Origin of the sequence: Flavobacterium sp. (genome assembly GCF_046296355.1) — a bacterium.
In the GTDB taxonomy this organism is placed as follows: Bacteria; Bacteroidota; Bacteroidia; order Flavobacteriales; family Flavobacteriaceae; genus Flavobacterium.
In genome coordinates, this window is the sequence record NZ_JBKBLM010000004.1 from 17,491 (window position 1) to 37,348 (window position 19,858).

The 19,858-nt window shown below is 35.9% G+C and carries 20 protein-coding genes; 11 read left to right on the forward strand and 9 right to left on the reverse strand.

Annotation, left to right across the window (positions count from 1 at the left end; all coding sequences use genetic code 11):
* The first annotated feature begins 7 nt into the window (after window positions 1–7).
* The 5 genes from ACK4HO_RS03485 (at window position 8) to ACK4HO_RS03505 (ending at window position 5,774) form a co-directional block, all read left to right on the forward strand.
* Window positions 8–832: a tetratricopeptide repeat protein gene (locus ACK4HO_RS03485; RefSeq protein ID WP_409662918.1), complete on the forward strand. Its 825-nt coding sequence runs from the start codon at window positions 8–10 to the stop codon at window positions 830–832.
* Between the two features lie 12 nt (window positions 833–844).
* Entirely contained in the window at window positions 845–1,183 is a 339-nt protein-coding gene (gene secG / locus ACK4HO_RS03490) for a preprotein translocase subunit SecG (protein WP_409662626.1), read from the forward strand.
* A gap of 136 nt (window positions 1,184–1,319) precedes the next feature.
* Entirely contained in the window at window positions 1,320–1,595 is a 276-nt protein-coding gene (gene groES / locus ACK4HO_RS03495) for a co-chaperone GroES (RefSeq protein ID WP_409662629.1), read from the forward strand.
* 55 nt (window positions 1,596–1,650) lie between these two features.
* Window positions 1,651–3,282 (forward strand): chaperonin GroEL, encoded by a 1,632-nt coding sequence (gene groL, locus ACK4HO_RS03500; RefSeq protein ID WP_409662631.1) that lies wholly within the window; start codon window positions 1,651–1,653, stop codon window positions 3,280–3,282.
* Between the two features lie 134 nt (window positions 3,283–3,416).
* On the forward strand, window positions 3,417–5,774 hold the full coding sequence (locus ACK4HO_RS03505) for a hypothetical protein (protein ID WP_409662633.1): 2,358 nt from the start codon (window positions 3,417–3,419) through the stop codon (window positions 5,772–5,774).
* Between the two features lie 28 nt (window positions 5,775–5,802).
* On the opposite strand, the gene ACK4HO_RS03510 is transcribed toward ACK4HO_RS03505, so the two are convergent.
* From ACK4HO_RS03510 to xrtF, 8 genes are all read right to left on the reverse strand, one after another.
* Window positions 5,803–6,492 (reverse strand): DedA family protein, encoded by a 690-nt coding sequence (locus ACK4HO_RS03510; RefSeq protein WP_409662635.1) that lies wholly within the window; start codon window positions 6,490–6,492, stop codon window positions 5,803–5,805.
* Window positions 6,493–6,629: 137 nt separating this feature from the next.
* Window positions 6,630–6,971: a heavy-metal-associated domain-containing protein gene (locus tag ACK4HO_RS03515; RefSeq protein ID WP_409662638.1), complete on the reverse strand. Its 342-nt coding sequence runs from the start codon at window positions 6,969–6,971 to the stop codon at window positions 6,630–6,632.
* Window positions 6,972–6,989: 18 nt separating this feature from the next.
* Window positions 6,990–9,011, reverse strand: a complete 2,022-nt coding sequence (locus tag ACK4HO_RS03520) for a TonB-dependent receptor plug domain-containing protein (RefSeq protein WP_409662641.1) — start codon at window positions 9,009–9,011, stop codon at window positions 6,990–6,992.
* A gap of 78 nt (window positions 9,012–9,089) precedes the next feature.
* Window positions 9,090–9,509 carry an HYC_CC_PP family protein gene (locus ACK4HO_RS03525; protein ID WP_409662644.1) on the reverse strand — a complete coding sequence of 140 codons (420 nt, stop codon included), beginning with the start codon at window positions 9,507–9,509 and terminating at the stop codon, window positions 9,090–9,092.
* Window positions 9,510–9,561: 52 nt separating this feature from the next.
* The gene (locus ACK4HO_RS03530; protein ID WP_409662647.1) at window positions 9,562–10,917 is read right to left on the reverse strand and encodes an MBL fold metallo-hydrolase RNA specificity domain-containing protein; all 1,356 of its coding nucleotides are present in this window, start codon (window positions 10,915–10,917) and stop codon (window positions 9,562–9,564) included.
* 1 nt (window position 10,918) lies between these two features.
* Window positions 10,919–11,749, reverse strand: coding sequence for an ATP cone domain-containing protein (locus ACK4HO_RS03535; protein WP_409662651.1), 831 nt, complete (start codon window positions 11,747–11,749; stop codon window positions 10,919–10,921).
* Between the two features lie 56 nt (window positions 11,750–11,805).
* Window positions 11,806–12,252, reverse strand: coding sequence for an exosortase F system-associated membrane protein (locus ACK4HO_RS03540; protein WP_409662654.1), 447 nt, complete (start codon window positions 12,250–12,252; stop codon window positions 11,806–11,808).
* Window positions 12,227–12,784, reverse strand: a complete 558-nt coding sequence (xrtF, locus tag ACK4HO_RS03545; protein ID WP_409662657.1) for an exosortase family protein XrtF — start codon at window positions 12,782–12,784, stop codon at window positions 12,227–12,229. The genes ACK4HO_RS03540 and xrtF overlap by 26 nt, the downstream gene beginning before the upstream one ends.
* Before the next feature lie 70 nt (window positions 12,785–12,854).
* Here xrtF and ACK4HO_RS03550 point away from each other — a divergent pair, with 70 nt between their 5' ends.
* From ACK4HO_RS03550 to rpe, 6 genes are all read left to right on the forward strand, one after another.
* A complete protein-coding gene (locus ACK4HO_RS03550) occupies window positions 12,855–13,310 on the forward strand; it encodes a GAF domain-containing protein (protein ID WP_409662659.1) in 456 nt (151 codons plus the stop codon).
* A 106-nt stretch (window positions 13,311–13,416) separates the two neighbouring features.
* Entirely contained in the window at window positions 13,417–13,686 is a 270-nt protein-coding gene (gene rpsO, locus ACK4HO_RS03555; RefSeq protein ID WP_187659741.1) for a 30S ribosomal protein S15, read from the forward strand.
* A gap of 154 nt (window positions 13,687–13,840) precedes the next feature.
* Window positions 13,841–15,988, forward strand: a complete 2,148-nt coding sequence (locus ACK4HO_RS03560; protein ID WP_409662662.1) for a polyribonucleotide nucleotidyltransferase — start codon at window positions 13,841–13,843, stop codon at window positions 15,986–15,988.
* Window positions 15,989–16,144: 156 nt separating this feature from the next.
* Window positions 16,145–16,822 carry a hypothetical protein gene (locus ACK4HO_RS03565; RefSeq protein WP_409662665.1) on the forward strand — a complete coding sequence of 226 codons (678 nt, stop codon included), beginning with the start codon at window positions 16,145–16,147 and terminating at the stop codon, window positions 16,820–16,822.
* 141 nt (window positions 16,823–16,963) lie between these two features.
* Window positions 16,964–17,827, forward strand: a complete 864-nt coding sequence (locus ACK4HO_RS03570) for an RNA polymerase sigma factor RpoD/SigA (protein WP_121311792.1) — start codon at window positions 16,964–16,966, stop codon at window positions 17,825–17,827.
* 319 nt (window positions 17,828–18,146) lie between these two features.
* Window positions 18,147–18,809 carry a ribulose-phosphate 3-epimerase gene (gene rpe, locus ACK4HO_RS03575; protein ID WP_409662668.1) on the forward strand — a complete coding sequence of 221 codons (663 nt, stop codon included), beginning with the start codon at window positions 18,147–18,149 and terminating at the stop codon, window positions 18,807–18,809.
* A 5-nt stretch (window positions 18,810–18,814) separates the two neighbouring features.
* Here rpe and ACK4HO_RS03580 read toward each other — a convergent pair whose 3' ends face one another.
* Window positions 18,815–19,813, reverse strand: coding sequence for a GntR family transcriptional regulator (locus tag ACK4HO_RS03580; protein ID WP_409662671.1), 999 nt, complete (start codon window positions 19,811–19,813; stop codon window positions 18,815–18,817).
* Window positions 19,814–19,858 lie beyond the last annotated feature (45 nt).

Here is a 19,858-nt window from a genome sequence, read left to right on the forward strand (position 1 = left end):
TTTACAAATGAATTTAACTGATTATACATACTTACTCAACAAACCCGATGCCATCAACGATAGGTATGCGGAAACCTTAGACAATGTGCTGAGTGCTTTTCCGTATTTTCAAAGTGCGCGTGTGTTGAAGTTAAAACATTTGTACAATCAGGATAGCTTCAATTACAATTATGCTTTGAAAGTTTCTGCTGCTTACACTACTGACAGGAGTATTTTATTCGACTTTATCACTTCGGATTCTTTTGTTTCAGTACAAAAAGGGTTGTATGAAAAAAAACTCGAAGAGTTGATGAATATGAATGTGGTGGGCATGGAAGAAGTGGTTGTAACCTACAAACCGGTTGCTATTGACCCATTGGAACAATCGATTTTAACTTCCATTAAAGAAGCAACAACTTCTGAAGAGCAAAAAGTGGAAGAAAAACTAGGCGTTGGCAAACCTTTAGAATTCTCCAAAGACGAAAAACACTCTTTTCAGGAATGGTTACAATTGTCACGCTTAAAACCCATTGTTCGCGAAGAAACCACAAAAAGTATTACTCCTGAGGAAGAAGAAAAGAAGAAAAAACAGGAATTAATCAATAAGTTCATAGAAAATAATCCAAAGATTACACCTATTGCCAAAGATGCTATTGTACCTGTAATAGAGCCAATTACAGATGACGCTTCTTATTTGATGACCGAAACTTTGGCCCGAGTTTATTTGGAACAAAAAAAATATTCCAAAGCGATACAAGCTTATGAAATATTAATTTTGAAATATCCGGAAAAAAGTAGTTTCTTTGCAAACCGAATTTCGGATATTAAAATTTTACAAGAGAATAACAATTAATTACAATATATCATGTTTACCATTTTTCTAGCATTAATAACTTTAGTTTGTTTCTTATTGATTATTGCCGTTATGGTTCAAAATCCTAAAGGTGGCGGTTTATCTTCTTCTTTGGGTGGATCTCAAATGTTGGGTGGCGTTCAAAAAACTACCGACTTTTTAGATAAAAGTACTTGGACATTAGCCGCTGCATTAATCATTTTGATTTTGTTATCAAGCTTAAGTTTCCCAAGTATGGTTGGACAATCTGATTCAAAAGTGATTGACCAAACAGAAGTAGCTCCAAAAACAGCTGCGCCAACAACACCGGCAACTACTGCTCCGGCTACTCCGACAGAAGAGAAAAAATAATAAAGAGATATCTTTATCCCAATGCCAGCGCTGACATGCTGGCATTTTTTTTAGGAAAAAATGGCAGATGCATTGGCTTGGCATAATTTCTGAAAAATTGAAAACAACATTATAATAACACAAAATATAAAATACTATGGCATTAAACATTAAACCTCTTTCAGACAGAGTGATTGTGGAACCGGCTGCTGCTGAAACGCAAACGGCTTCCGGAATTATTATTCCCGATACGGCAAAAGAAAAACCGCAAAAAGGAAAAGTGGTAGCGGTTGGAAACGGTAAAAAAGATGAACCCATAACGGTTAAAGTCGGCGATACTGTTTTATACGGAAAATATGCCGGAACCGATTTAAAATTCGATGGCAAAGATTATCTGATCATGCGTGAGGATGATATACTTGCAATTATCTAATTAGTATTAAGATTTGAGAATTAAGTATTAAGACTAAAAACAAACACAAAACATTATGGCAAAAGATATAAAATTCGACATTGAAGCACGCGACGGTTTAAAACGTGGTGTTGATGCCTTAGCGAATGCAGTAAAAGTGACTTTAGGACCCAAAGGAAGAAACGTAATCATTTCAAAATCATTTGGTGGACCAACCGTAACCAAAGATGGTGTTTCGGTAGCTAAAGAAGTAGAATTGAAAGATCCTTTGGAAAACATGGGTGCGCAAATGGTGAAAGAAGTAGCTTCTAAAACCAATGATTTAGCCGGAGACGGAACAACAACCGCTACTGTTTTGGCACAAGCTATCGTAAAAGAAGGTTTGAAAAACGTGGCTGCTGGAGCCAATCCAATGGATTTAAAAAGAGGAATTGACAAAGCAGTTGAAGCTATTGTGGCTGACCTTGGCAAACAAGCCCAAGTGGTCGGTAGCGATTCTGAAAAAATAAAACAAATCGCCTCAATTTCGGCAAATAATGACGAAGTAATTGGGGAATTGATTGCAACGGCTTTCGCCAAAGTAGGGAAAGAAGGTGTAATTACAGTAGAAGAAGCTAAAGGAACCGACACTTATGTAGATGTTGTTGAAGGTATGCAATTCGACAGAGGTTATTTGTCACCCTATTTTGTAACCAATCCGGAAAAAATGGAGGTGGAATTAGAAAGACCATACATTTTATTATACGACAAAAAAGTATCTTCTTTAAAAGAATTACTCCCTGTTTTAGAACCGGTAGCCCAATCCGGAAAACCATTATTGATTATAGCAGAAGATGTGGACGGAGAAGCTTTATCAACTTTAGTAGTAAACAAATTGCGAGGTGCTTTGAAAATTGCAGCCGTAAAAGCGCCTGGATTCGGTGACCGAAGAAAAGCCATGTTGGAAGACATCGCTATCTTAACCGGAGGAACGGTAATCGCTGAAGAAAGCGGTTATACTTTAGAAAATGCTACTTTGGAAATGTTGGGAACAGCCGAAAAAGTAACTATCGACAAAGACAATACAACAGTAGTAAACGGTGCCGGAAATGCGGACATGATTAAAAATCGTGTGAACCAAATCAAAGCCCAAATGGACACTACAACTTCTGATTACGACAAAGAAAAATTACAAGAACGCTTGGCTAAATTGGCCGGTGGTGTTGCTGTACTTTATGTTGGCGCCGCTTCTGAAGTAGAAATGAAAGAGAAAAAAGACCGTGTAGACGATGCTTTACACGCCACTAGAGCAGCTGTAGAAGAAGGAATTGTTGCCGGCGGCGGTGTGGCGCTTTTAAGAGCAAAAAGTGTTTTAACCGATTTGAAATCGGAAAATGCCGACGAAGCTACCGGAATCCAAATTGTTTCTCGTGCGATTGAATCTCCGTTGAGGACTATCGTCGAAAATGCAGGTTTAGAAGGTTCAGTAGTCGTAGCAAAAGTATCCGAAGGAAAAGGAAATTATGGATACAATGCCAAAACAGACGAATACGTTGACATGCTAAAAGCCGGCATCATCGATCCTAAAAAAGTAACTCGTGTAGCCCTTGAAAATGCGGCTTCAGTTGCCGGAATGATTTTAACTACCGAATGTGCTTTAGTAGAAATCAAAGAAGAAAACGCCGGTGGCGGAATGCCAATGGGCGGCGGAATGCCGGGAATGATGTAAAATCTCCTTTGGAAATAAATTCCACTATTTAAAATACGAATACCAAAAACGTCTCGAAAAATCGGGGCGTTTTTGGTATTTATTTTGTAAACAAAATTTTATATTTTTGAACAACAAACCAGATTTGTCTTGCCATGCCGAAAAACACTTTCTTCCTTTTTATCCTAATGATGTCCAACATCATTTTCAGTCAAGAAGCAATTGATGAGAATAGATCAAGAATTATTTCGGCTCTTGAAAATTATTTTTTCTTAGAAAGAGAAGCTATTCATCTTCATTTGGATAAAACAACCTTCCTTACCAATGAAAAAATTTGGTATCAAGGTTATATCATTAATCGCAAAACCAAGAAACCCTTTTTTACCACCAATGTTTTTGTCGTACTTTATGATGAAAAAGGGAAACAGGTTTCGGAAAAATTAATTTATGCCTATAACGGTATTTTTTCAGGTGTCATCGATTTAGATGCCAAGATGACTTCGGGCAATTATTACATCCAAGTGTACACTAATTGGATGAATAATTTTAGCGAAGATGAATCGGGTATTTTTAAAATCAACATCATTAATCCAAGTGAAGGAGTCAAAAATGACAAAAAAATAGACGATGACTCCTTGGAATTATATCTGACGCCCGAAGGAAAAAACTTGGTAGCCAATGTCAGCAATACCATTGGCATTAGAGTAAAAGATTGCCGTGGCAATTCGCCTGAAAATCTCGAAGCAACACTACAAAATGCCAAAGGGGAAACCCTCAAAAACATTCATATCAATGCTGCCGGTTTTGGAAAGTTTGAAGTCAATCCTGAAGACGATTTTGACAAAGTTGTCCTAAAACACAATGATAAAACAATTGTCAAAACACTACCATACAAACAGAGCGTCGGATTTGGTTTAGAGGTTAATAATTTTTCTTTTGAAACAAAGACCATTATTAAAATTAAAACCAATCTTGCTACAATAGAATCCTTTAAAGCCCAAAAAGCCTATCTGATTGTCCACCAAGACAGCAAACATTTTATCTATGACCTTGTTATGGACAAAAACAGTTTAGAACAAACCATCTCTCTACAAAATACCGATTTATTTTCGGGAATTAATACCATACGAATTGTAGATAGCAATCTCAAAGAATGGGCAAATCGTGTGATTTATAATGCCCCAAAAAAAGAAACGCCAATCAGTATCACAAAAAATTACCGCAAGGAAGATAAAATTGGATTTGTAGGCTACAGTAGTGCGCCTAATACAAGCTTCAGTATAACAATTGTTCCGACAGAAACCAAATCATTAAAAGAAAACTATAGTATTTTAGCTGGTCTTGGCATAAATCCCTATATCACAGAATCTTTACCAAATGCCAATTATTACCTCTTTGAGCCTAAGAGAATTAAAAATTATGAATTGGATTTATTTCTATTGAATCAAGCGGTTCCCAAATACGATTGGGAGAACATCAAGACGACAAAACCCGCTACTAACTTTAGTTTTGATATCGGACTTACTTTAAAAGGAAACATCAATAAAAACGTCAAAAACTACAGCGATTACAAAGTCAAAATAACTTCTTTTAAAGACCAAATTATAAAGTCGACTGAAATCAATGAAAAAGGAGAATATGTTTTCGAAAATTTAATACTGACCGATTCTACCACACTAGCCATGACTTTGCTCAAACTACCTAACTTTGAAATTATTGACACTAAAATAGGACACCAGGTTTTAAACCGAAAAAAACCATTTTATAAACCGTTTAAGCCAAACATGAGCCAAGTATGTCCCGAAATTAAAGCGGAAAACACCATCGTCGACCTTGACCTCCCGAAATTTTCCTCTCAAGCCATACAATTGGAAGAAATTAAAGTGGAAAAAAAATTAACCTATCAAAGATCCATTGGAAATGGCCATCTTATGGGTTATAAAGTAGATGAAATAATGGAGAATATCGATTTGCTCAGTTTTATCGAACGAAATGGTTTTACAGTCATCAGAAGATTTGGCGATGCCACGATTTACAGTCGGGTCATAAACACCTTAAACGCCGAAAGACCAACACCACAAATTATCATAGACGGAAGAGTACTTATGAATCAGTTTGAATTTACTACCATGCGAATGTCAGACTTTGACGAAATCTACATCAGTTCGAATGCCTTGGTTCCAGGAATGCTTAACCGTTCAGGAATTATAAAGGCTTATACAAAAAAGAATTTTAAACCAAACCATATCAAAGCAGACCCAAATAATGTACTAATCAAAGAAGCCTTTTCATTGTATCCGATTTTTAAAAATGCCGACTACAAAAACACAAATAATTTGGGATTTGACCATTTTGGGTTAATAGAATGGGCATCATTATTAAACAGCGGTGAAGAAGGACAATTTCTTTTTAAAATAACAGATTACAACAAACCCACAGTAAAAGCCATTATCGAAGGAATGACTCAGGAAGGCAAACTAATACACGATGAAATAATTATTGAAATGAAATAAAAAAAGCCTAAATTTCTTGAGGCTTTTTTTATTCTTCAGTTTCCGTTTTCGGAGTCTTTTTAATCATTTTAAGAAAGACTGGAAAAGTGGAAATCAAGATGATGGCAATTACAATCTTTTCAATGTGATGTTTTAAATCGATATCAAACTTCTCTAAAAACATCCCGTACAAATAATGTCCGGAAAAGATTAAGATAAATGACCAAAGGAAAGAACTAACCACATTGTAGAACATAAATTTCTTTTTGTCCATGGTTACAATTCCGGCCACTATTGGAGCAAAAGTTCTCACAATCGGTAAAAAACGCGCAAAAATGATGGCCTTTCCACCATATCTTTCAAAAAAATCTTTAGACTGAATTAAATATTTTTTCTTGAACCAAAAACTATCTTCTTTTTTATACAAATAGTAACCACTCTTAGAGCCAAACCAATAGCCAACCATATTCCCGACAATTCCGGCTATGGCAACTAAAACAGACAATAATGTAACATTAATCAAATCGCTTTCAATGAAAGTAAAATTCTCAACTAAATCACGGCTGTAAATTCCGGCTAAAAATAACAAACTGTCACCAGGCAAAAAGAAACCTGCAAACAAACCGGTTTCGGCAAATACAATAAACAACACAATCCAAAGTCCAACTCTCACACCGCCAAGTGTCATGGTTATGTAGAATTCAGGATTAAGGAGTTGCATCCAATCAAAATCACTCATGAATTATAAAATTAAATAGGTAAAAAATCGAGCGTGAAATTAGTGCTTTTTTTTGGGATTCCTCATGCTTTTAACTTAAAACTAAGCATCTTTTTAAACCAAAAAAAAACTCCTTAAAAGTTAAGGAGTTTTTAAAATTATTTTCTTTCATACAGACAACAACCATGAAGTTTTTCATACTCTTCTTCCGTTGCTTTAACATCTTCAGTATCATGACCAACTTTGGCAATGGCTTTCTTAACATCAACCAAAGAACATTTTTCTTCATTAATAATCAAATGCAACATATGGTCGTCAATATGCCAATCTGCACTCTTTACACCCGAGACGGAAAAAGCCGCTTTCTCTATTCGTTTTTTACACATTTCACAATTGCCATTGACTTCAATAGTATGTTTGGCATTTTTATTTTTTTTCTCTTGAGCTTGAGTTGTAAAAGCTACAAAAAGCAACATCATTCCTAAAACTATATTTTTCATAATCTATATTTTAAATTGTTATTTTATTTTAAATCTTAATCCGGCATAATACATGGCGCCGAAAACAGGCGCATACACAATTGATGTATCAAAAGTAGATCCAAAAGGATTATCTGCACCCAAAACCGCTTGGTCTTGTGTATAATTTCCAATGTTTTCGCCACCAACATATACCTCAAATGTGCTTGAAAAAGTGCGTGTAATTTGTGCATTCATTAAGCTAAAGGTAGGCGAAAATTCAGGAAAACTGTCCGCTACAGCATTACTTCTTGTATTGGGCAATTGTTGTTTGCCTAACCAATTCCATGTATAATCAAATTTCCATTGCTGTCCTTTTTCTTTGATATGTGTTTCAAATTCTAAGTTTCCAAAGAAACGATGTTTCGCTTGCAAAGGTCTTTGATAACTACCTGAAAGATAATCGGTAGAAATGTCATAGTATTTATAAGCCGTTCTCAAATTCAAGTGTTTGATAATTTCTAAGTTAAAATCCATTTGCAAACTGTTGGCATAAGATTTTCCATCTAAATTATAAAACAAAACTTCTTGAGGCGAATTCATCACATCAACCACCGCTTGATTTTGAAAATCAGTTCGGTAAAAGTCAATGGTTGAGTCGGCTTTCATTCCGAAAAGCATAAAATTTTGTGTAAAACTCAATCCGTAATTCCATGCAATTTCGGGATCTAAACCATATATTTTCCCATTGGTATCCAAGACTGAAAAAGTTCTTGAACTGGCAAAAAGGTTTTGATTTTCGGCAAAAATATTGGCGGCACGCTTGCCTCTTCCGGCAGAGAATCTAATCACTGATTTGTCTCCGGGATTATATTTAACGTGTAATCTTGGGGTGAAAAATGCCCCTAACCTATTGTGGTAATCCATTCTTCCTCCTAAAATGTAACTGAACTTGTCGTTGTCATCATAAGTATATTCGAAGAAAGCACCAACCGAATTGTCTATTCTGCTAACGTCATTCGAGTTCACAAATTCAGCATATTTATCATAAGAAAAGTTCAATCCTGTGGCGAATTTGTGCATCGTGTTACTAATAATCGAATTAAAAATCAGGTTCGAATAATAACTTTGCTGTTTGATATCATATTGGTTCAAACCGAAATACGATTCTTGATTGTGGGTGGTAAACGCATTTTGAAAACCGATACTTTGGTATGGCATATCTTTAAAAACATAGCCAATTTTAGAAGTGAAATCCAAACGCTCGGTATTGATTTCAGAACCCCAATAATTGGTGGTCAATCTATCTCTGTCGGGATCAAATTCAAGTTGTCCGGTTTGCTTTTCGTCGTTCATATAACGAACATTCAAAAACGAAACCCAACCCGATTCCGGATCATAATACTGCCAACGATTCGCGATATTCAATTGTTTTCCCAAAGGATTGTCCATAAAACCATCATCATTCATATCGTTTTTGGAAACGCGAGTATTGCCGTGAACGAATAAACTCGTCGACCATTTATCAGAAACTTTTTTATTAAAATGGGTATTGATTTCGAAACGACTTCCGGTATCGCCATAAGCATTTAAAAAGAATGGAATATCGCCCAAAGGTTTGATTAACTCGGTATTGATTTGACCCGAAATGCTTTCGTAGCCGTTAACAACACTTCCGGCGCCTTTGGTAATTTGAATACTTTCTACCCAAGTTCCAGGTGTAAAAGACAAGCCATAAGCTTGCGAAGCGCCACGAACTGAAGGAATATTTTCCTCGGTAATCATGATATACGGACTGGTTAATCCAAGCATTTTGATTTGCTTAGTTCCGGTCAAAGCATCCGAAAAATTCACATCTATTGACGGATTGGTTTCGAAGCTTTCGGCCAAGTTACAACAAGCAGCTTTTAGTAGTTCTTTGCTCGTGACCAAAGTAGTATTGGCCGCGCCTTTTATTGATTTTTTTATTCCTTTTCGGTTGCCTTCTACGGTCACGGTTTTCAAAGTGTCTTGTTTCAAAGATTCCTGTGAAAATCCCAAAGTAGAAAATAACAACGTTAGGAATAACGGTATATTTTTCATTTTGTTGATTTAAAATTAATTCTATTTCAAATGATTCTCAGTAGAAATAATGAGAACCTGAACGGAATTCAAAATAAATCAGGCGTAAAAAGTGTATTGGCAGTAGAGTTGGTAGAGCGGCGGCGCATTAGAATCGCAGTAAAATGCCACTTTTTCATCCACAAATTGGGGAGCATCAGCTACCGAAAAAAAGTGATTTTTGTATTCAGAGAAATAAGCCGGTTCAAAATCAAGAGAAATGGTCTTGATGATGATTTTTTCGGTCTTGTTTTTTAAGTCAACTTTCTTATCAGAACAACAGTCTTTGTGAGTCGTTTCAACATTGGCACAGCAGGTTTTTTCAACCACAACCGGCATTTCGCAAACTTCTTCCTTAGAAAAAACAGAAGAGATAGAAGCTATTTTCCCTTCGCAATAATGCACACTAAACGCCAAGCCTGAATTGGAAACCAATATCAGCAAAGCGGTTAAAATACTAATGTGCTTTTTAAAGTTCATGACGCAAAGTTAGTAATAATCAATTACCCAAAACTTAAAATGTTCTTAAAACTTACAAATCAAACTCTTGTCCCATCAAAGGAACTGAGCAATCAATCCCATATTTTTCTTGAATTTTGATGCGCAATTCATCTGCCGGTTCGTTTTCGCCATGGACTAAAAACACTTTCTTTGGTTTAGGGTTTAGTTCCGAAAGCCAATTAAGCAAATCATTTTGGTCACCATGTGCTGATAATCCTTCGATTTCTAAAGTTTTGCCCAAAACCGGGTAATATTTGCCATAGATTTTAATGTCTGTTGCGCCTTCGAGTAGTTTTCTTCCGCGAGTTCCTTCCGCTTGATAGCCAACAATGATTACTGTAGTTTCGGGCAAACAGATGTAGCGTTCTAAATAACTCAATACTCTTCCACCGGTAATCATTCCACTGGCAGCGATAATTACTTTGGGTTGTTTGTCAAAAATAGTCGCAATGGTTTCCTGATATTCTGAGTTCATGGTAAACATTTTACACATATCAACGCATTCCTGTTCGGATAATTTGTGCCAATTTCGGTTTTCCATAAAGACCTCTAAAACACTAATGCCCATTGGCGTATCAATCACATAAGGAATATTGGGAATCCTATCTTCTTTTTTAAGTTGCCAAAGTAGGAACATCAAAGTCTGCGCACGTTCAACCGCAAAACTCGGAATAATAACTGTTCCCCCATTTTCAACTGTATTGTTGATGTAGGTTTCCAATAACAATTTCACATCTTCTTCGGGATGAATTCGATTGCCGTAAGTGCTTTCTAAAAAAACATAATCTGCTTTCTTTGGTTTTACCGGTGCATACATCAACACATCATCATCTCGACCGATATCACCCGAGAATACTAAAGCTTTATTTTCTAAAGTCAATTCAATACTACAAGCACCTATAATATGTCCGGCATTAGTAAACTTGGCCGTGATTTCTGCATCCAAAGCCACTTCTTCATTAGGTTTAACAACTCGAAACAGCGGAAAGACTTTTTCGGCTTGGGCTAAATCGTATAAAGGTTCGGCTTTTTCGTGTTTGGAAAAATGCTCTTTGTTGGCTCGCTCAGCTTCTTCTTCTTGTATTTTGGCACTGTCTAACAAAATTAATTTGGTGATGTCTTTTGTCGGACTCGTGCAATAAATTTTGCCTTCGAATCCTTGATTGACTAATCTTGGCAACCAACCGCAATGGTCTAAATGGCCGTGTGTCAACAACACAAAATCGATGGTATTGGATAAAATCGGTAAAGGTTCCCAATTGAGTTCACGTAAAGGTTTAATCCCTTGAAACAATCCACAATCTATCAAAATTCGGATGCCGTTACTTTCGATTAATGTTTTGGAACCGGTTACTGTTCCTGCGCCGCCTAAGAATTTAATTTTCATTTTAAATATATTTACAAAGCTCGGAAGCTTCTTTAATCACATTTTTGATTCGAATCGGACTAAGTCCGATTTTTTCCAAAGTTTCAACATTATCGACAACTTCCTTTGCCAAGATAATATCAAGGACTAATAATTTGTCTTTTTCCGCCAAAGTCAAAGTGGTCAGGCAAGTGACCGGATACAATTGTCCTTCATCAATTCTTTTTCGCAAACTCATTTTTTCAGGATAATCCCAACTCAGCAATTGTAATCCGGAGCAATGCGCAAAAGTCAGTGCATCACCTGTAAATCGATTATTGGTTACAATCCAACAACCGGAAATTTTATCTTTTCGAGTAAAAATGATATGATTTCTGTCTTTTAAATCGTTAAAACGGGAAAGTATGTACATCGGCACTTTTACATCTGAATTGGTTTCACTTTTGGGATGAAATTTACATTCGACCATTTCTACCCAATCATTTTTCTTAATGGCAACGTCTATTTCATGTCCTACGCATTTTCCGGACAAAAGAAGGTTGGTTTGTGCCAAATAGCCTTCCGAGATAAATAATCGAGCGATATATTTTTCAAAGAAAAAACCAGCTGGACCAAGCATTTGAATGGCTGTTTTGAGATTATAGCGCGCGGCGTTTGCATTGGAAACTTTTTTCAACAATCCGAAAGCCAACTTGTAGATTTTTTTGGTAGAAATACCTTCGTAGATTTGTTTATCAATTTCTTGTAAAATATCTTCTACTACATGCTTATTGGCGCCCGATTTGAGCAGAGAATTTTTAAGTTTGTCCCGATTGAAATCAACGATATTCCCAGAATGCTTTACTATTTTCATGGTAAACGAAATTAAATTTCAGTTTAAACAACCTTAGTAAAGTTACGAAAAATCGCTTACTTTTTGGCTAGTTTTTGGTAATAAAACGCCGGAATAAAAAGCATTATAAAAATCGGCTGGATTAGAAATCTTCTGAGGTAGAATAGGGTCATTTTGTTTTCTTCACCAAAGAAAGTCAGCACAAAAATGAAGCTTATCATTAGCATTGACCCTAAAATCATATAAAGCAACATCGAGAACTTAACGATTTTGGTGTCTTTAAAAATCACATACAGCAAAAACAACGAAATCACCGAATTGAAATAAAACCGCATGCCCAAGCTGAAAAAAAGCTTAAAAACATTGAACTGCGGCAACTTCGCATGCGCATATTCGCTTTTGAAATAAGCCAAAAACGGATCATAAAACAAATTGTCTTCGAAAAGCCTGATGCAGATTAACAATCCAATCAGAAACAAAGACCAAAACACTTTCGATTTATTTTTTAGTAGCAGCTGTAGCATGTAATGAAAATTTATTGACCCAAACGACCCAAAGTAAAAATACAATTCCGTAAATAACTAGTGGAAAAACAATGCCGTGAAGTATGTGTTCGTATTCCGGGAAACTGTATAGTGCCATACAAAGTAAAGCGATTCTGGTGATATTTAAAACATGAATTAAAACACTTCCGAATAAAATAAAAAGAAGCGTTTGCTTCCATTTTCCGGTAAAAGCAATCACAAAAGAAATGAATAGAATAATTACACTCAAAGCGTTACAACCTTCAATAATTCGGGATATATATTGACCTTTGTAAATGATTTTTATGCTTGGTTCTGTTGGATGTGACTCAATGTAAGTTTCGGTATCAAATAAAGTTAGAACAGATTTAGTTTGATTAGCCACTAATTGTGAAAACGAATCGATTTCATTTTTCGCAGTATCAAATCGATTCAAATAAGTTTGATAAATGATGGTTAAGACCAAATACGTCAGCAAAAATTTCCCCAGAAAAATTAAAAACGGTTTGTATTGCTGTAGCAGATTCTTCAAAATGGAATTTTTAACAAATTTATATAAAATAAAAAAAGCGCAGTCGTTACTTTTGCATAAAAATTTGAAAATGAATTTCGAAAACTTAAAACCTCAAGTAATTACTATTCTTTCTGATGCGAATGCGGAAAGAGATACAAAATTAAAAACACTTTGTCAATTCTTATCGGACAATGTTGATTACTACAATTGGGTTGGTTTTTATTTTGCCAATCATGAAAACCGAACATTACATCTTGGACCTTACGTTGGTGCCGAAACGGATCATACGGTAATTCCGTTCGGAAAAGGCATTTGTGGACAAGTCGCGGAATCTAACGCGAACTTTGTTGTTCCCGATGTATCGGCTCAGGACAATTACATTGCTTGTAGCTTTACAGTGAAATCGGAAATCGTTGTCCCGCTTTTTGTTAACGGTGTAAACATAGGCCAAATCGATATCGACAGTCATGTGATTGATCCTTTTACCGAAGCCGATGAAAGATTTCTAGAGTTTGTAAATGAGGAAGTTGCCAAACTTTTTTAAGTTAGACTTATCTTTTTACTTGCCTAATCAAAAAAGAAGATTATCTTTGCACACGAATTGAGAAAACCTCAATTCATACATAATAATCATTTAAAATAATATTGGAATGTATTTAACTAAAGAAACAAAAGCTGAAATCTTCGCTAAACACGGAGGAAAAGCTGAAAACACTGGATCTGCTGAAGGGCAAATCGCTTTGTTTACTTTCAGAATCTCTCACTTAACAGAGCACTTGAAAAAAAATCGTCACGATTACAACACTGAGCGCTCGTTAGTACTTTTAGTAGGTAAAAGAAGAAGTCTTCTTGACTACTTGAAGAAAAAAGAGATTAACAGATATCGTGAGATTATCAAAGAATTAGGTATTAGAAAATAATACATATCTAAAGAGGTGCTTGCGCGCCTCTTTTTGTTTTATAAATAAAGAAGAAAAGTTTCGGTTTTTCATTGGGTTACACACAACAACTACTACAACACAACTAATTCTGTCGACAGGCGGAGACCAATGTAAAATTAAAAAAGAATAATTTATGATTCCACAATTATTTGTAGAAACTATCGATTTAGGTGATGGCAGAAGCATCACAATCGAGACAGGACGATTGGCAAAACAAGCTGACGGATCTGTAGTAGTAAGAATTGGAAAAACTGTTATTTTAGGAACAGTAGTATCCGCAAGAAAAGCAAGTCCGGGTATCGACTTTTTACCGTTAACGGTAGATTATCGCGAAAAATTTGCCGCAGCAGGTCGTTTCCCTGGTGGTTTCTTCAAAAGAGAAGCTCGTCCAAGTGACAACGAAGTATTAACCATGAGATTAGTTGACCGTGTTTTACGTCCGCTTTTCCCATCAGATTACCATGCAGAAGTTCAGGTTATGATTCAGTTAATGTCTCATGATGATGAAGTAATGCCGGATGCCTTAGCAGGATTAGCCGCTTCAGCAGCGCTAGCTTTGTCTGACATTCCATTTGAAACTCTAATTTCTGAAGCCAGAGTGGGAAGAATTGACGGTAAATTTATCATCAATCCATCTCGTGCCCAATTAGAATTGTCTGATATCGACATGATGATTGGTGCTTCTACTGATTCTATCGCGATGGTAGAAGGAGAAATGAAAGAGATTTCAGAAGCAGAAATGGTAGAAGCCATCAAATTTGCTCACGAACATATTAAAGTACAAATTGCAGCCCAAGAAAGATTGGCTCAAGCGTTTGGAAAAAAAGAAGTTCGTACCTATGAACAAGAAAAAGAAGACGAAGCTATTTACGCTAAAGTAAAAGCAGCGGCTTATGATAAAATTTACGCTATTGCTAGCAAAGGTTCAGCTAAACACGAACGTTCAGCTGCTTTTGATGCGGTAAAAGAAGAAGTAAAAGCATTATTTACTGAAGAAGAATTGGCAGAAAACGGAGATTTAGTTTCTAAATATTTCTACAAAACCAACAAAGAAGCAGTTCGTAACGTAACTTTAGATTTAGGAACTCGTTTAGACGGAAGAAAAACTACTGAAATTCGCCCAATCTGGTGTGAAGTAGATTATTTACCATCGGTACACGGTTCGGCTTTATTTACTCGTGGAGAAACTCAAGCTTTGGCTACAGCTACTTTAGGAACATCTAGAGAAGCCAACCAAATTGATTCCCCATCTGAACAAGGAGAAGAAAAATTCTATTTACACTATAACTTCCCACCATTTTCAACAGGAGAAGCTCGTCCGTTAAGAGGAACTTCAAGAAGAGAAGTTGGTCACGGAAACTTGGCTCAAAGAGCGTTAAAAAATATGATCCCTGCTGATTGTCCTTATACAATCCGTGTGGTTTCTGAAGTATTAGAATCGAATGGTTCGTCTTCTATGGCAACTGTTTGTGCCGGAACTTTATCATTAATGGACGCTGGTGTTCAAATGATTCGTCCTGTTTCAGGAATTGCTATGGGATTGATTACTGACGGTGATCGTTTTGCAGTTTTGTCTGATATCTTAGGTGATGAAGATCACTTAGGCGATATGGATTTCAAAGTAACCGGAACTTCAGAAGGAATTACGGCTTGTCAAATGGACATCAAAATTGACGGATTGAAATACGAAATTATGGAGCAAGCTTTGGCTCAAGCTCGTGATGGTCGTTTGCATATCTTAGGAAAATTGACTGAAACATTAGCCCAACCAAGAACTGACGTTAAAGTTCACGCTCCAAAAATCATTATGAGAACCATTCCTGGTAACTTCATTGGTGCTTTAATCGGACCTGGCGGAAAAGTGATTCAAGAATTACAAAAAGCTACGGGAACTACTATCGTTATAAACGAAGTAGATGAACAAGGTGTGGTTGAAATCTTAGGAACTGATCCGGACGGAATTGCAGCTGTATTAGCGAAAATTGATTCTATAATTTTCAAACCGACAGTTGGCGAATCTTACGAAGTGAAAGTAATTAAAATGTTAGACTTTGGCGCTGTTGTAGAATATACCGCTGCTCCAGGAAATGAAGTTTTATTACACGTTTCGGAATTGGCTTGGGAAAGAACAGAAAACGTTGCCGACGTTGTAAAAATGGGCGATGTGTTTATGGTAAAATACTTAGGTGTTGACCCTAAAACCAGAAAAGAAAAAGTGTCGAAAAAAGCACTTTTACCAAGACCTCCAAGAGAAGAGAAAAAAGACGCTCCACAAGGTTAATATTCTAAATATATTAATTCATAAAAAACCCCGATTCAGCAATGAGTTGGGGTTTTTATTTTAGATAAACAGAAAAATTAACAGTTTATCGATTATTCTTTTACTTGGCAAATATGTTAAATATCTTTAATACACTAACCAATAACATCTTATGTCATGAAAAAATTATTTTTTATCCTTCTCACGGTAGTTATAGCACTTTCCTGCTCAAGCGATGATTCCTCCGGTCCAGCTTTATCAGACACGCCACAAGCCAAGGCAGAATTTGACAACAGTGGCTTTGGGATTTATAAAGGCGTATTCGTTGGCTCTTCAGGAACTATTTTAATCAACATTAATAATGATGGAGAAGTATTTGCTGAACTTATCATTAATGGTAACAGTACAACTTATACAACTACAGAAACAATATATGAAGACTCTACAATAAATATAACTTTCACTAACGGCAGTTCATCTTTTGACTTTTATGTAGATTATACAGGATATTCTCCAGAAGTTTATAATTTATCAATTAGTGGGCATCCAAACGCAAACATTTTTATTGTCAAAGAATTCTCAAACACTTTGGTAGAATGTTTTCAAGGCACTTTCAATGGGGATGACTCAGGCGTTTTTAATCTGATTGTTTACAATGGTTCTATTAGAGGTTTAGCAAAATCTAACGATTCAACAGAATCAATATTCTTATATGGTTCAGTGACAAATAATAATTTGGCAGGATCATTTGAAGGTGGTGGATTTATAGGCTCTAGAAACGGAAATAACATCAGTGGTGATTGGGAAAATGATTTCGCTGAATCTGGCGGATGGTCAGGAAGAAGAAAACTTTAATTCTTTAAAAATATTACGCAATAAAACCCCAATTCAAATCCAGAATCGGGGTTTTTAAATTTATTATTAAAAAATTGTAACTTTTTTGGTTTTTTGCACGTACAACCAACTGAACACTTTAAAGTAAAGGAGATACATTAAATGAGACAACTCAAAATCACCAAGCAGGTAACTAACCGTGAAACTGCTTCCTTAGACAAGTACCTACAAGAAATTGGAAAAGTAGATTTAATTACTGCCGATGAAGAAGTTGAATTAGCCCAAAAGATTAAAGCCGGAGATCAAAGAGCTTTGGAAAAATTGACAAAAGCTAATTTACGTTTTGTCGTTTCTGTAGCAAAACAGTACCAAAATCAAGGTTTAACATTACCCGATTTGATTAACGAAGGAAATTTAGGTTTGATTAAAGCTGCTCAACGTTTTGATGAAACCCGTGGTTTTAAATTCATTTCATATGCCGTTTGGTGGATTCGTCAATCTATTCTACAAGCTCTAGCGGAACAATCTCGTATTGTACGTTTGCCTTTGAATAAAATTGGCTCTATCAATAAAATCAACAAAATGTACGCCTTATTAGAGCAATCTAACGAACGCGCACCTTCTGCTGAAGAAATTGCCAAAGAATTAGACATGACTGTAAATGATGTAAAAGAGTCTATGAAAAACTCAGGTCGTCATTTATCTATGGATGCGCCACTTGTTGAAGGAGAAGATTCTAACCTTTACGACGTTTTACGTTCAGGAGAATCACCAAATCCGGACAGAGAACTGATTCACGAATCATTGCGTACCGAAATTGAGCGTTCTTTAGAAACCTTAACCCCAAGAGAAGCCGACGTAGTTCGTTTGTATTTTGGTTTAGGTGACCAACACCCAATGACTTTAGAAGAAATTGGAGAAACTTTCGACTTAACCCGTGAGCGTGTGCGTCAAATTAAAGAAAAAGCCATTAGAAGATTAAAACATACTTCCAGAAGTAAAATTTTAAAAACATATTTAGGATAATCCTAATTACGACAACAACAGTCTGATTAACTGTTCGTTTTTTGATTGATGATTGAAACTCCGGCTGATTACCGGAGTTTTATTTTTTGCACGGCAAATAAAACTCCAGTCTGTTCGCTACGCTCGGGTTTCCGGAGTTTTACTTTTTTATTTCTTTTCTATTTGGGCGTTGCCTTCGGCCGGGCTATCCACTACAATCTTTTTGATTTCCCTTTGGGTAATCAAAAAGGATTTCCGTTCCTATCCCTAACGCAATCTCTTTAAAACAGAATCTTTTGTTATCTTTGCGCCAAACAACACACATAACTACAAACTACAAATGAAAAACACAATTATTGCACCATCAGTGCTCGCAGCCGATTTTGCCAATCTACAACGCGATATCGAAATGATCAATGCCAGTGAAGCCGATTGGTTCCACATCGACATTATGGATGGTGTTTTTGTTCCGAATATCTCTTTTGGAATGCCGGTTTTGGAAGCGATTTCAAAACACGCTAAAAAAACAATCGATGTTCACTTAATGATTGTTGACCCTGACCGATACATCAAAACTTTTGCCTCATTAAGCGCTAATATTTTAACGGTGCATTACGAAGCTTGTCCTCATTTACACAGAACGTTACAAGCCATCAAAGCCGAAGGCATGAAAGCTGGTGTAGCGTTGAATCCGCATACGAATGTGGCACTTTTGGAGGACATTATCAAAGACATTGATATGGTTTGCCTTATGAGTGTAAATCCCGGTTTTGGCGGACAATCTTTTATCGAAAACACTTACTCAAAAATTGAAAAGCTAAAAGAACTAATCATCCGCAAAAATGCATCAACTATCATCGAAATTGACGGTGGTGTTACCGATAAAAATGCCAAAAGATTAGTGCAAGCCGGAGCCGATGTTTTAGTCGCCGGAAACTTTGTTTTCAAAGCGGAAAATCCAATGCAGACTATCGTTGATTTGAAGAAAATCACAACGTTATAATCTTCTTAAATAGAATTTCTTAGTATTAATTTGGAGTTGTTCTTTACATGCAACTTCAAATTAGTATTAATCATTTCGGCCAAAATTTTACCCATTTCTTTAAAATCTGTAGAAATGGTTGTAATGCCGTTTTCTACTACTTTTTTAAGAGAAGTATCATTATAAGAAATGATTCCGTAATCAATTCCCAATGCCAAGTTTTGAATCTTAGCTTGTTCAATCACATTCACCAAATGTCGATCGCTCGGAATAATAAACAAACTACCTTTCTTAATCTCATCTTTTTCAAAAGTCGAAACAACGGAATGCTGACAATTATTTTCAGAACAAAATTTTTGAAATCCGGTAACCATTCCAATCGGTTCTTTATCTCCGGGAAAGATCAAAATCAACTCTTCGTACTTTTTGATTTTATCCAATCCATTCATTAAAGCATTATACATATCTGCCACAAAATCCTGATAAACCGCCGGATATTCCTTAAATGCTTCTGTGGTTTGGTCTAAAATATAAGTGTGGTTCAATGGCAATGACTTAATAATTTCCGTTGGAATTTCCAAATTAGACGGCATAATAATGTATTTCGAATAATTTCCTTTACTCTCGTTGACCAATTTTTTAAACATCTCCAAATTGAAATGGTGAAAGAAAATATCAATTTGAAAGTTCTTATTCACATGATATAAAAAGGACGTATACAAATCTTCTTTAAAAGCATTTAACTCATCAAAGAGCAGAAATATCCTTTGTTCCAAAGTAAATTCAATGCTTTTCACATAATACCCTTTGCCCAGAACCGCATAGATAATTCCGCGTTTCTTTAATTCGTCATAGGCTAACAAAACCGTATCGCGAGAAATAGAAAACTCCAAACTCACTTTATTCACCGAAGGTAATTTCTCATCGCGTTTCAATCGTTTTTCCGCAATAGCCATTTCAATCGACAACACAATTTGCTTGTATTTCGGTTGGGCCGAATTTGGATTTATATTGATGATTTTCATCTAAATACAATTAACTGGTGGTAAGTTACAAAAAAACCGGTAGGT

What these genes read in the sequence shown, in the direction of transcription:
- ACK4HO_RS03485 (WP_409662918.1), top strand. Translation starts at nt 8, where the DNA reads ATGAATTTAACTGATTATACATACTTACTCAACAAACCCGATGCCATC.
- secG (WP_409662626.1), top strand. Translation starts at nt 845, where the DNA reads ATGTTTACCATTTTTCTAGCATTAATAACTTTAGTTTGTTTCTTATTG.
- groES (WP_409662629.1), top strand. Translation starts at nt 1,320, where the DNA reads ATGGCATTAAACATTAAACCTCTTTCAGACAGAGTGATTGTGGAACCG.
- groL (WP_409662631.1), top strand. Translation starts at nt 1,651, where the DNA reads ATGGCAAAAGATATAAAATTCGACATTGAAGCACGCGACGGTTTAAAA.
- ACK4HO_RS03505 (WP_409662633.1), top strand. Translation starts at nt 3,417, where the DNA reads ATGCCGAAAAACACTTTCTTCCTTTTTATCCTAATGATGTCCAACATC.
- ACK4HO_RS03510 (WP_409662635.1), bottom strand. Translation starts at nt 6,492, where the DNA reads ATGAGTGATTTTGATTGGATGCAACTCCTTAATCCTGAATTCTACATA.
- ACK4HO_RS03515 (WP_409662638.1), bottom strand. Translation starts at nt 6,971, where the DNA reads ATGAAAAATATAGTTTTAGGAATGATGTTGCTTTTTGTAGCTTTTACA.
- ACK4HO_RS03520 (WP_409662641.1), bottom strand. Translation starts at nt 9,011, where the DNA reads ATGAAAAATATACCGTTATTCCTAACGTTGTTATTTTCTACTTTGGGA.
- ACK4HO_RS03525 (WP_409662644.1), bottom strand. Translation starts at nt 9,509, where the DNA reads ATGAACTTTAAAAAGCACATTAGTATTTTAACCGCTTTGCTGATATTG.
- ACK4HO_RS03530 (WP_409662647.1), bottom strand. Translation starts at nt 10,917, where the DNA reads ATGAAAATTAAATTCTTAGGCGGCGCAGGAACAGTAACCGGTTCCAAA.
- ACK4HO_RS03535 (WP_409662651.1), bottom strand. Translation starts at nt 11,749, where the DNA reads ATGAAAATAGTAAAGCATTCTGGGAATATCGTTGATTTCAATCGGGAC.
- ACK4HO_RS03540 (WP_409662654.1), bottom strand. Translation starts at nt 12,252, where the DNA reads ATGCTACAGCTGCTACTAAAAAATAAATCGAAAGTGTTTTGGTCTTTG.
- ACK4HO_RS03550 (WP_409662659.1), top strand. Translation starts at nt 12,855, where the DNA reads ATGAATTTCGAAAACTTAAAACCTCAAGTAATTACTATTCTTTCTGAT.
- rpsO (WP_187659741.1), top strand. Translation starts at nt 13,417, where the DNA reads ATGTATTTAACTAAAGAAACAAAAGCTGAAATCTTCGCTAAACACGGA.
- ACK4HO_RS03560 (WP_409662662.1), top strand. Translation starts at nt 13,841, where the DNA reads ATGATTCCACAATTATTTGTAGAAACTATCGATTTAGGTGATGGCAGA.
- ACK4HO_RS03565 (WP_409662665.1), top strand. Translation starts at nt 16,145, where the DNA reads ATGAAAAAATTATTTTTTATCCTTCTCACGGTAGTTATAGCACTTTCC.
- ACK4HO_RS03570 (WP_121311792.1), top strand. Translation starts at nt 16,964, where the DNA reads ATGAGACAACTCAAAATCACCAAGCAGGTAACTAACCGTGAAACTGCT.
- rpe (WP_409662668.1), top strand. Translation starts at nt 18,147, where the DNA reads ATGAAAAACACAATTATTGCACCATCAGTGCTCGCAGCCGATTTTGCC.
- ACK4HO_RS03580 (WP_409662671.1), bottom strand. Translation starts at nt 19,813, where the DNA reads ATGAAAATCATCAATATAAATCCAAATTCGGCCCAACCGAAATACAAG.